This is a genomic window from Prevotella sp. P3-92 (genome assembly GCF_002251205.1).
Taxonomy (GTDB): Bacteria; Bacteroidota; Bacteroidia; order Bacteroidales; family Bacteroidaceae; genus Prevotella.
Window position 1 is genome coordinate 90,177 of the sequence record NZ_NPJE01000041.1, and the last position, 11,169, is coordinate 101,345.

5 protein-coding genes are annotated in these 11,169 nt (G+C 47.0%); all 5 read left to right on the forward strand.

Annotation, left to right across the window (positions count from 1 at the left end):
* Nucleotides 1-38: 38 nt before the first annotated feature.
* Nucleotides 39-2,060 (forward strand): DUF5686 family protein, encoded by a 2,022-nt coding sequence (locus tag CIK93_RS06925; RefSeq protein WP_144007640.1) that lies wholly within the window; start codon nucleotides 39-41, stop codon nucleotides 2,058-2,060.
* Nucleotides 2,054-5,308 carry an exodeoxyribonuclease V subunit beta gene (locus tag CIK93_RS06930; protein ID WP_094446974.1) on the forward strand — a complete coding sequence of 1,085 codons (3,255 nt, stop codon included), beginning with the start codon at nucleotides 2,054-2,056 and terminating at the stop codon, nucleotides 5,306-5,308. The genes CIK93_RS06925 and CIK93_RS06930 overlap by 7 nt, the downstream gene beginning before the upstream one ends.
* On the forward strand, nucleotides 5,305-8,079 hold the full coding sequence (locus CIK93_RS06935) for a PD-(D/E)XK nuclease family protein (protein ID WP_094446975.1): 2,775 nt from the start codon (nucleotides 5,305-5,307) through the stop codon (nucleotides 8,077-8,079). Before CIK93_RS06930 ends, CIK93_RS06935 begins: the two co-directional genes overlap by 4 nt.
* A gap of 95 nt (nucleotides 8,080-8,174) precedes the next feature.
* Entirely contained in the window at nucleotides 8,175-8,903 is a 729-nt protein-coding gene (locus CIK93_RS06940) for an RNA methyltransferase (RefSeq protein ID WP_094446976.1), read from the forward strand.
* A 1,222-nt stretch (nucleotides 8,904-10,125) separates the two neighbouring features.
* Nucleotides 10,126-10,392 carry a hypothetical protein gene (locus CIK93_RS13445; protein ID WP_144269534.1) on the forward strand — a complete coding sequence of 89 codons (267 nt, stop codon included), beginning with the start codon at nucleotides 10,126-10,128 and terminating at the stop codon, nucleotides 10,390-10,392.
* Nucleotides 10,393-11,169 lie beyond the last annotated feature (777 nt).

The window sequence follows — 11,169 nt, forward strand, 5'->3', positions numbered from 1 at the left end:
AGTTTGGCTGCCTTGGAATTTTTCCGTAATTTTGAGGCATGAAACACCCATCCACCAGAATAATGATGCTGGGCATGATGATTTTCATGTCCAGCATCTTTGTTTATGCGAGTCAGCCAACAGACTCGTTATTAATTCAGCGTGTATGGGAGTATGGGCGAAAATTACCCGTGTTTTATTCCGATTCCACTTCAAACTCATATATGCGGTATGTGATAGATGCCAGACGCCGCAACCCTATTCTGTTTCTTGTGCCAAGCATGTATGTTGTAGCGAAGGGAGAACGGAGGTACATCGGAGAAGTGTATGGCAAACTGAATATTGACAAGGACGGCCATTTCAAGATGAAGCGACAGGTGGTGAGTGGTACTATCCCTCGCAATCGGAGCGTGATGCCCACCACCTTGGAATATCTCACCCCAGACCTTTATGGCAAGACCATCTACGACCAGCGTCTTTTGTCGCCATTTCATCGCAGCAACAGACATTTCTACCGCTTTACAACACATCATGTTTCTAATAACATGTTTCGTATCGACTTCCGCCCCCGTCTGAACAATACACAATTGGTTACAGGTAATGCCATTGTAGATCAACGAACAGGACGGATCCATCTAGCCTCTTTCAAAGGCGAATACGATATGATTGCTTTCCGCGTGCAGGTGATTCCCAACACCGATGAACGGGAATTACGCTTACCTCAATGGTGCTCTACCGAGGCACATCTGGGATTTATTGGCAATAGTATTGATGCTCGCTTCATAGCAACCTACAATGCTCCAAAGGAGGTAGCTGACACCATCCACATTCAGGCTGACAGAAAGATGATGGACACCTTGCGCACCACACCGCTTGGTAAACTGGAGAATGAGATCTACGCCCATTACCATTCGATGAGGTCGAAAACAGACAGTATAGGTCAAGATACTATCAAGCGCAGCAAATGGAAGGAATGGGCTGTTGATGTGATTGGCGATCAACTCATCAGCAGCATGAGCCTGAATGCTGGAGGTGCAAGTATCAAGGCGTCGCCTCTCTTCAACCCGTTGTATTTGAGCTATAGTCAGAGTCGGGGTTTGGCGTATAAAATGAAAATCAGCATGCAATACGCTTGGAATGCTCATCGATACCTCACTTTCACACCACGCCTGGGTTATAATTTCAAAATCAAGCAGTTCTACTTTACTGCCCCACTCCGCATGACGTACAATCCGAAAAGAGATGGATATGCAGAGGTGATATGGGCTAACGGTAATAGAATCATCAACTCCAGCGTTATTGATAAGATCAACAACAGATCGCAGGCGGCTACTGACGAACAGCTGGGCGAGCTGCAATATTTCAACGACAACAACCTCAAGATGGTCAATAATATAGGTATAACAGACTGGTTTGAGGTGACGGCCGGTTTGATTTACCACCAACGTACTGCGGTCAACAAGAAAATGATGCAAGAGGCTGGACATCCTGTGACGTATCGAAGTTTCTCTCCTTTGCTGACGTTACAGTTCACGCCCTGGAAGAAAGGTCCCATCCTCACAGCCAATTACGAGCGCAGCATCCGTAATGTACTACGGTCTAACCTGGAATACGAACGGTGGGAGTTTGATGCGACCTACCAGAAGCGAATGGACTGCATGCGCCTTCTTAATGTAAGATTTGGAGGAGGCTTCTATACCAACCAGAAGACAAGTTATTTCGTGGATTATGCCAATTTCAGAGATGAGAACTTGCCCAACGGTTGGGATGACGATTGGACTGGACAGTTTCAGTTGTTGTCACGTAACTGGTATAATGCCTCGGATTATTATCTTCGTGGTCATGTATCCTATGAATCGCCGTTACTGATGCTGTCTTGGATGCCATGGATAGGCCGTTACATAGAAACCGAGCGTATCTACCTCAGCACCTTGTCGATAGAACACACACGGCCCTATACCGAGATCGGCTACGGCTTCACCACGCGTTTCGTGTCCATCGGACTCTTTGCCAGTTTCCTCAAGACGCAATATCAGGAAATTGGTTGTAAATTCACCTTTGAACTTTTCAGAAAATGGTAACAAATCCAACATCCCCTATTCGTCCGCTGACCGTCTATAAGGCGAGTGCCGGAAGTGGTAAGACCTTTACACTTGCCACCGAATACATCAAACTGCTGGTGGCTAATCCGCAGAACTATCATCAGATTCTTGCCGTGACCTTTACCAATAAGGCTACGGAAGAGATGAAACAACGTATTCTCAGCCAACTCTATGGCATTTGGAATGAACTGCCCGACTCGCAAAGCTATGCTGCAAAGGTGGAGGCAGAAACTGGTCTTGATGCTGCTGTCGTCAGACAACGTGCTGGCATTGCCTTGCATCTGCTCATCCATAACTATCATCAGTTTCGCGTACAGACCATTGATGCCTTTTTCCAAAGTGTGTTGCGCAACCTTGCACGCGAACTGAACCTTACTGCCAATCTGCAGGTGGGAATCAATGGTGTTCAGGTGGAATCGCTCGCGGTAGATATGATGTTGGAAAACCTCAAGAGCAGCGACCCTATGCTGCAATGGCTCTTGGGCTATATCATGGAAAATATCAAAGACGACAAAGGATGGACCAATAGCGACACGCGCAACAATACACTACTCCATGATATCAAGTATTTCGGATGTACCATCTTCCACGACGACTACAAGACGCACCGTGAAATCCTTGAAGAAGTGATGCAGCGCGATGGGTTTATAGAATCATACGTCAAACAGTTGCGCGACGTTGCGCAAGATGCTGAAAAATGTTTCAGGCAAACCAGTGAATCGTTTTTCGAAACCCTTGAAGACAACAACCTCACCATGGCTGATCTCCCCTATGGAAAATCGGGCGTAGCTGGTTTGTTTGTCAGCATCGGTAATGGTAAATACGAGGAGGACATCATCGGCAAACGTGCCTTGGCATGCTTGGAGAGTGCCGACAACTGGGCTTCTAAGAAACACCCGCGACGCCAAGAGATTATCGCCCTTGCCGAGTCCAAGCTGATTCCTCTTCTCCGTTTCGTCATAGAGAACCGTGAGAGTAAATGGAAAATCATCAACTCATCACGACTGACGTTGGGCCACCTCAACAACCTGCGCCTGTTGCATAGTATTGAGCAGACCGTCAAACAGATCAACGAAGAGTCTAACACCTTTCTCCTGAGCGATACACAACATCTGCTCCATGAACTGATCGGCGAGTCCGATACGCCTTTCGTCTTTGAGAAGATTGGTGCACAACTGCGACATGTCATGATCGACGAATTTCAAGACACCTCGACCATACAATGGGAGAATTTCAAAATTCTCCTACAGGAATGTATGAGCCATGGGGAGTCGCACGACCTGATTGTGGGCGATGTGAAACAGAGCATCTACCGTTGGCGGTCTGGCGACTGGCGGCTGCTCAACGATATCGAACGCCAGTTTCCTAGCAACATGATGCAGGTGGAATCGCTGCAAACCAATTATCGGTCTCAACGCAATATCATCGATTTCAACAATACCTTCTTCACCACCTTGGCAAAGCAGGAATACGACGACTTGACGGAGGAGGATATCAATGGTGCGGCATCTCTCGAACATGCCTACCATGATGTTTGCCAACAAGTACCCGACGCCAAGCCGGATCAAGGGTATGTGGAAATACAGCTCCTGCCTACCGAGGACTATAGCCAGCATACGCTGGAACTCCTGACGTCCCGTATCAGTCAACTGCTTGATGAGGGTGTACGGCAGTCGGACATCGCCATCCTCACGCGCACCAATACGGTGATTGGTGGTATTGCCAATTATATCACGGGTGAGTTGCCTGATGTCAACGTGGTGAGCGATGAGGCATTCAGACTGGACTATGCTGCACCTGTCAATCTGATTGTTGATGCCTTGTGGCTGTTGGCCCACCCCAACGACAAACTCGTCAAAGCACAACTGGTGAAGAATTACCATCAACTCATTCTCGACGATGTGAGCTGGACGCAAAGAGACTGCCTCCTTGCCACCAAAGACCTCGATGAGATGTTGCCCGAACCCTTTGTCAACGGGATGGAGGATCTGGTTCAGTTGCCATTGTTAGAACTGGCAGAACAGATCTACGATATCTTCTCGTTACATCGTGTAACAAGCCAAAGTGCATACGTCTGTAAGTTTTTCGACATCCTTAGCGATTTCGCCATGGATAACAGTACGGGTATTGAAGCCTTCATAGACTATTGGAATCAGGACGCACATAAAAAGACCATCCAGAGCGACCAGGTGGAGGGAATACGCATTCTCACCATCCATAAGAGTAAAGGACTGGAGTACGACCATGTCATCATCCCCTACTGCAGTTGGAAAATGGAAATGGACGATACGCTGTGGTGTCACCCACAGGTGGAACCCTTCAACCAACTTCCAGTTGCCTTGATTGACTACAGCAAGAGAATGCGTGAAAGCATCTATGCTTCCGATTATGAAGAGGAACACCTTCAGCTGACAGTCGATAACCTCAATATCCTCTATGTCGCTTTTACCAGAGCTTCCAAGAGTCTTTTCGTCATTGGAAAGCGCCAATCGGCCAAGACGCGTTCTTCCCAAATCATGAAAGTGCTGCCGCAGATTGCCGATCATCTTGCCGGAAGTACCATCGAGGGCATAGAAGATGAGGAGGCGAACGTTGTCTTTACCTACGGCACGCCTGCAACACACACGCAGAAGACGCAGAAGCGTAGCGACAACGTGTTCCTGCAGATTCCAACGCCTCTTGAGGTTTCTATGAAGACGTTCCAACAGAACACACAGTTCCGCCAGAGCAACAAAAGCATGGAGTTTGTGGCTGATGAAAACGATGAAGAGACGCTTACTGCCCAATCATACATCAAGATGGGTAATGTGCTCCACCATGTGTTCTCTACCATTCGTACCGTTGACGATATAGAGAGTGCCCTGTTGCAACTGGAACAGGAAGGAATCATCTATGACCAGGAGATTACAACCGCACGCCTCAAAGATATGCTGCGCAAGCGTTTACAGGACAGTCGCGTCAAGGCATGGTTCTCGCCATCTTGGACGCTTTATAATGAATGTACCATTCTTTCTACCGATGACAACGGCCATGTCGTGGAACGGCGGCCTGACCGCGTGATGAGCGACGGCGAACGTTTTGTCGTGGTCGATTTCAAGTTTGGACGCCCCAAACCTGAACACCAAACCCAGGTCAAGGAATACATGGATCTGATCCGGAATATGGGACATTCACAGGTAGAGGGTTTCCTCTGGTATGTTTATACTAATAAAATTGAAACGGTATGAAGACATTTCTTGAATTTGTAGCAGAAGATATTATCAGTAAACAAGGTACAGACCTCTCACGGACGGCAATTGTTTTCCCCAACAAGCGTGCCTCGTTGTTCATCAACGAGCACCTCGCCCGATTGGCTGACCGTCCCATCTGGAGTCCGGCCTACCTCACCATTAGCGAACTCTTCCGGTCGCAATCGGAATGGAGCGTTGCCGATCCCATCAAACTGGTGAGCGATATCCATAAGACGTTTGTTGAGGCGACGGGAATTGATGAAACCTTAGACCACTTCTACGGCTGGGGACAGCTCCTCCTTGCCGATTTCGATGATATCGACAAAAACAGGGCTGATGCCGATCATGTCTTTGCCAATATCCGTGACCTTCACGAACTCGACGACATCAGTTATCTGACCGACGAACAACGTGCTGTCATTAAGCGCTTTTTCAGCAATTTCAACGATGACGATCATTCAGAACTTAAACAGCGGTTTCTGAAACTCTGGCAACACTTCGCCGATATCTATCATCGCTTCCGGCAGAGACTGGCTGACCAACAACTGGCATACGAGGGTATGTTGTATCGGGATGTGGTGGAGAACAGATCCATCACCCTGAACTACGATACCTATATTTTCGTGGGCTTCAATCTCCTCAACAAGGTGGAGCAGGCGCTCTTCCGACATCTGCAACAGCAAGGTAAGGCTAAATTCTATTGGGATTTCGATGACTATTATATGAAAGGACATGAGGCTGGATTCTTTATCTCTCAATACCTCTCTTCCTTTCCCAACGAACTCGATCACTCACGGGAAGAGATCTATCGACAGTTTGCAAACGACAAACAGATCCGTTTTGTTGCTGCGCCAACAGAAAATATTCAAGCACATTATATTGCCGATTGGCTCGCTGATGAACAGCGGAAAAATGGTGGGAAACGCACGGCGATCCTCCTCTGCAACGAGAACCTCCTGCCCATGGTGATCCATTCCATTCCCGACAATATCGGAAAGGTCAATATCACCACGGGCTACCCCTTGGCGCAAACGCCCATCGCTTCACTCCTCACTCTATTGGTGGCATGGCAAACCTCAAACAAGCCAAAGTTTTACTATAAGACAATCCGTCAACATCCTTACAACAAATGGATTACCGACGAACTGCTCGATAGTTGCCAACAGCAGAGCGACTCCCGTATCCATGCCATCCTCGATTGGCTATGCACCATCATCCGCACCATTGCCACCGACATGAGTCAGACCACTGACGCCGACCCTAATGCCATGGCATTACGATCGGAATCCATATTCCGCGCCTATACGTTAGTAAACCGTATGAAGGGATTGGCTGCTGATGGTGACCTGAATATTGATAGCGTCACCCTGCAACGCTTGCTCCGACAGTTGATACAGTCCACATCCATTCCATTTCATGGAGAACCGGCAGAAGGCATACAGGTCATGGGAATACTCGAATCGCGCAACCTCGATTTCGACCACATCATACTCCTGTCGTGCAACGAAGGCAATATGCCTAAAGGCGTCAACGACAGCTCATTCATTCCCCACAGCCTCAGAAAGGTGTACGGACTGACCACCGTCGAACACAAGACGGCGATCTATGCCTACTACTTCCACAGACTTCTGCAGCGTGCCACCGATATCACCTTGGTGTATAACAACGGTACTGACGATGGCAATGCCCATGAGATGAGTCGTTTCATGCTCCAACTCGTGGTTGAAGCTCCACAGACCATTCAGCATCACTATCTCAAAGCACAACAGGAACCGACCATTATGCAACCGCAGGCGATTAGCAAGACACCGGAAATCATGCAGATCCTCTACCGTAGATTTGTCAAACGCCCGAATAACAACAGGCCGCTGCTCACTCCGAAAGCCATCAACAGCTACCGTTCCTGCTCGTTGCAGTTCTTCTATCAGTATGTGTCCAACCTCTACGAACTCGATGATGATGAACTGCAGATTGACGACCGCCTTTTCGGTATTATCTTCCATGATGCTGCCCAACACCTTTATGAACAGATGACGCAACATGGATGCCGGATTGAAAAGGCGCAGATTGGGCAGCTGCTGAAGTCAAAGACGGCCGTCGCCCAGGCTGTTGACACGGCTTTTCGCAAACAATTACCTGCCGGTGCTGCGCTCAACGGACTGCAACTCATCAATCGGGAGGTGATTATCCATTACTTGCGCCAACTGCTGAAGTTAGACTACCGACAGGCTCCTTTTGAGGTCTATAAACTCGAAGGACAGGTGATGTGCGACTGGCAAGTGAAGATGGGCGACCGACAGTTTACGACTACGATTGGCGGTACGATAGACCGCCTCGATGCTGTTGATTGCGATACTGCCAAAGAGCGCATCCGTGTGGTGGACTACAAGACGGGAGGAAGCCAGATGAAGATGGCAAAAGACGTGGATGATATCTTTGCCGACAACGACTCGCATCGTGGCTATTATCTCCAGACGCTGCTCTATGGCAATATCGTGGCGACCGACAGATCCGTCAATCCCCACCAGTTGCCGGTAAGCCCTGCCCTACTCTTCATCCAGCATGCCGCTTCCGACGATTACGACCCGACCCTCTGTTTTGGTAAGGAACCCATCAGCGACATACTTCCCTATCTGGAAGATTTCAATAGTCACCTAAAGACTGTGATCGACGAGATCTTCAATCCTGAGGTTGACTTCACGCCATCTCCCGACGGGAAAAGCTGTTCCAATTGTCCCTATACCAAACTCTGTGGTAAGATATCATAGGATGAGGCGAATGTCCAACAAGATAATCCATGTCATGTGGGAGAAAATCCAGTTTTGTTTTGGTTTTTCGCCCACATCATCGTAACTTTGCACCAATGATTAGCAAAAACCAAATAAAATGGGTTCACAGTCTCGAACTCAAGAAGAACCGCCGTCGTGAAGGACTTTTCGTTGCAGAAGGTCCGAAAGTAGTAGGCGACCTCCTGCGTGCCGGTTTCAAGGCACGTCAGATTTTCGCCACTACGATGATGACCGCCGACACACAACTCGTTACCAACGAAGAACTCCAGCGCATCAGTTTCTTGCAACATCCGCAAGAGGTGTTGGCCGTACTTGAAATCCCCTCAAACACCGCCCCCATAGCCCCAGAAGGTCATCTCTCGCTGGCACTTGATGGTGTCCAGGACCCAGGCAACGTAGGAACCATCATCCGTATAGCCGATTGGTTTGGCATCGACTGCATCTATTGTTCCCCCGACACCGCAGACATTTACAATCCCAAGGTAGTACAAGCCACCATGGGAAGCATCGCCCATTTACCCATCGTCTATACTGACCTCCCACAATTTCTCGACAGCCTTCCTGAAACATTCCCAGTCTATGGCACATTGCTCGATGGCAACAACATCTATGACCAATCCCTTACCAGTGAAGGCATTATCGTGATGGGAAATGAAGGAAACGGAATCTCCGAAGCGATACGCCAACGCATCACCCGTCGCATCCTCATCCCCAATTTCCATCAGGGTAGCGAGCGCGCAGAGAGTCTGAATGTCGCCATTGCCACAGCCATCACTTGCTCCGAATTCCGCCGCAGACAGTAGTGTATTCTTTTATTATCCACGGACCACACGGAGTGTTTAGTTTAAAGGTTATAGGTTAGAGGTTATAGGTTAAAGGTTATAGTTTAGTGGTTAGTGTTAAGGTTAAGGTTATGGTTAGAGATTCTAGTTAAAGATTTTGTTCAAGATTCTTGTTTAGATTTACCATAGGTTATTTTTGTCGCGACTCGGCAAAGAATAAATTTTTGGATTTATTCTCTGCTCTCGCTGCTCCAAAAATTCGAGCATCTCCGATGCGATCCCCAATAAATCCCTCCAGCAGAGCAACGTACTGTTGCGCATTTTCAGTTAGGATTTCTTCTAAAGATTTTGATACTCAAGCAAAAACGGGCTGAAAGCCCAATGGTTTCCCTAGCCCAGGGCAACACCCTGAGGAAGAGCGCATTTTCAGTCGAGATTTTTATTTAAAGATTTTATTTCCGTCTAATATCCGTTTAAATTGGCATACGCCTTTGTTTTCTCGCCATGGCATAATTAAAGCGAGCTTTATTCTGCTCATGGCTTAACGGAAACAATCCGATGATTATTTCTGGCCAAAGGCCATATTTCATTAAAGATTTCCACCAAAGATTTACCTATGGTTTGTTTTGTCGTGACTCAGCATAGTGAAAGCGCGCTCTCACTCTGTCTTCGCTACTCCAAAACATCTTGCCGTAAGGCAACTAAAAAAAACATCCGTATAAATTCCGTCTAATTTCCGATGATTGATTTCTGTGTGACATTTCACAACTGTCTAGGAAGCACCAATGCCAAAAAAAATCCGTGTCATCCGTGCAATCCGTGTGCGCGTTTAATAATTTTAAGTGAAATTATCTGTATTAGCGTTAAATATAATTAAATCTCTATACATAATGTGCCAAAACTCTTGCATTCCGGGGGTGCCATGTTGTATATTTGTATGTCAAGCCGAGGATGATTTCCAAAAACAAGAAAGAAACCTTCAAACCAAAAGTCAAACAAATAATTTACAACCAAAATGCTACTTATGTTTACAAAACAAGTAATTCAACACGCTATCTGGTCCCGACAGAGACACAACGGTTTCCCGATCGCTTCTCGTTCGGTTTCCGTTAACTTCTCGTTAGGTCCTCGTTCGTCTCTCGTTCGTCTCTCGTTGGTTATTCGTTAGTCTATCGAAGACCGATCGAGGACCGAACGAGGAACAAGCAAAAAACGAACGAAAGAGCAACGAATATCGATCGAGATGCCGACGAGAAACTATCGGCAACTCGACGATTTGCCACCGTCATGGCTGGCAGAACACCCTTCTGCAACCACAAACCAGCATACTGCCCCTCACCCTACTCCTGCCGAGGCAGATAGCAGCACTACAGCCCCACTCAAGCATTCTCACGGCGAATCAAGCCTTTTCCACCCATTCTGCACACCACAAAAACCCCTCACAGGCTCTAAAAACACATCGCCGCCACACCGCCCAACAACCACCCAAAACACACCCTACCCGTCCTAAACATCCTCTCACAAGCACCAAACCACAACCCTTCACGGCCTCAAAAGTAGGCCAAATACCACGTTTTCGTAAAGCCAGAGAGTAGAGTTAAGTGCACTTGAGCTCTGATTTGACAAGAAAAGGCGCCATAAAATGAAACCATAACCCAAAACCACACAAAAGCCCTCATCCCCATCATTTTGCCAAACACAAGAACAATAACTTTATAATAATATCACATTATACATCCTACAACTTTACATTACAACAAATAATCATAGGAATTACTGATTCCACTGATTTCCATTTCTTGGTGATAGCGTTAGTATTTCCCTGGTAGTTTGGATCACACGGAATTTTTAATGTCGCACAGATATTCTGGAGCAGCGAAGACAGAGTGAAAGCTCGGTTTCACTATGTTGAGCGACAGAATAAGCCAAAGGCAAATCACACAGAAAGATTCTAGTTAAAGATTCTCTTCGAGATTCTAGTTAAGATTTACCATAGGTTATTTTTGTCGCGACTCGGCAAAGAATAAATTTTTGGATTTATTCTCTGCTCTCGCTGCTCCAAAAATTCGAGCATCTCCGATGCGATCCATTATAAAATTCTCCCCAGAAGCGAGGTGTTCGCGCGCATTCTCAGTTGAGGTCTTAACTAGAATATTAAACAACGTGAGTTCGACGAAATATAAGTGTCTAAAAATTTGGTGATTAGCGAAAATTGTTGTAACTTTAAGGTGCTAAAAAATCAAAAGTTTACAAACAATAATCGCTATGATCACCGAGGACAAAGTTA

What these genes read in the sequence shown, in the direction of transcription:
- CIK93_RS06925 (WP_144007640.1), top strand. Translation starts at nt 39, where the DNA reads ATGAAACACCCATCCACCAGAATAATGATGCTGGGCATGATGATTTTC.
- CIK93_RS06935 (WP_094446975.1), top strand. Translation starts at nt 5,305, where the DNA reads ATGAAGACATTTCTTGAATTTGTAGCAGAAGATATTATCAGTAAACAA.
- CIK93_RS06940 (WP_094446976.1), top strand. Translation starts at nt 8,175, where the DNA reads ATGATTAGCAAAAACCAAATAAAATGGGTTCACAGTCTCGAACTCAAG.
- CIK93_RS13445 (WP_144269534.1), top strand. Translation starts at nt 10,126, where the DNA reads ATGCCGACGAGAAACTATCGGCAACTCGACGATTTGCCACCGTCATGG.
- CIK93_RS06930 (WP_094446974.1), top strand. Translation starts at nt 2,054, where the DNA reads ATGGTAACAAATCCAACATCCCCTATTCGTCCGCTGACCGTCTATAAG.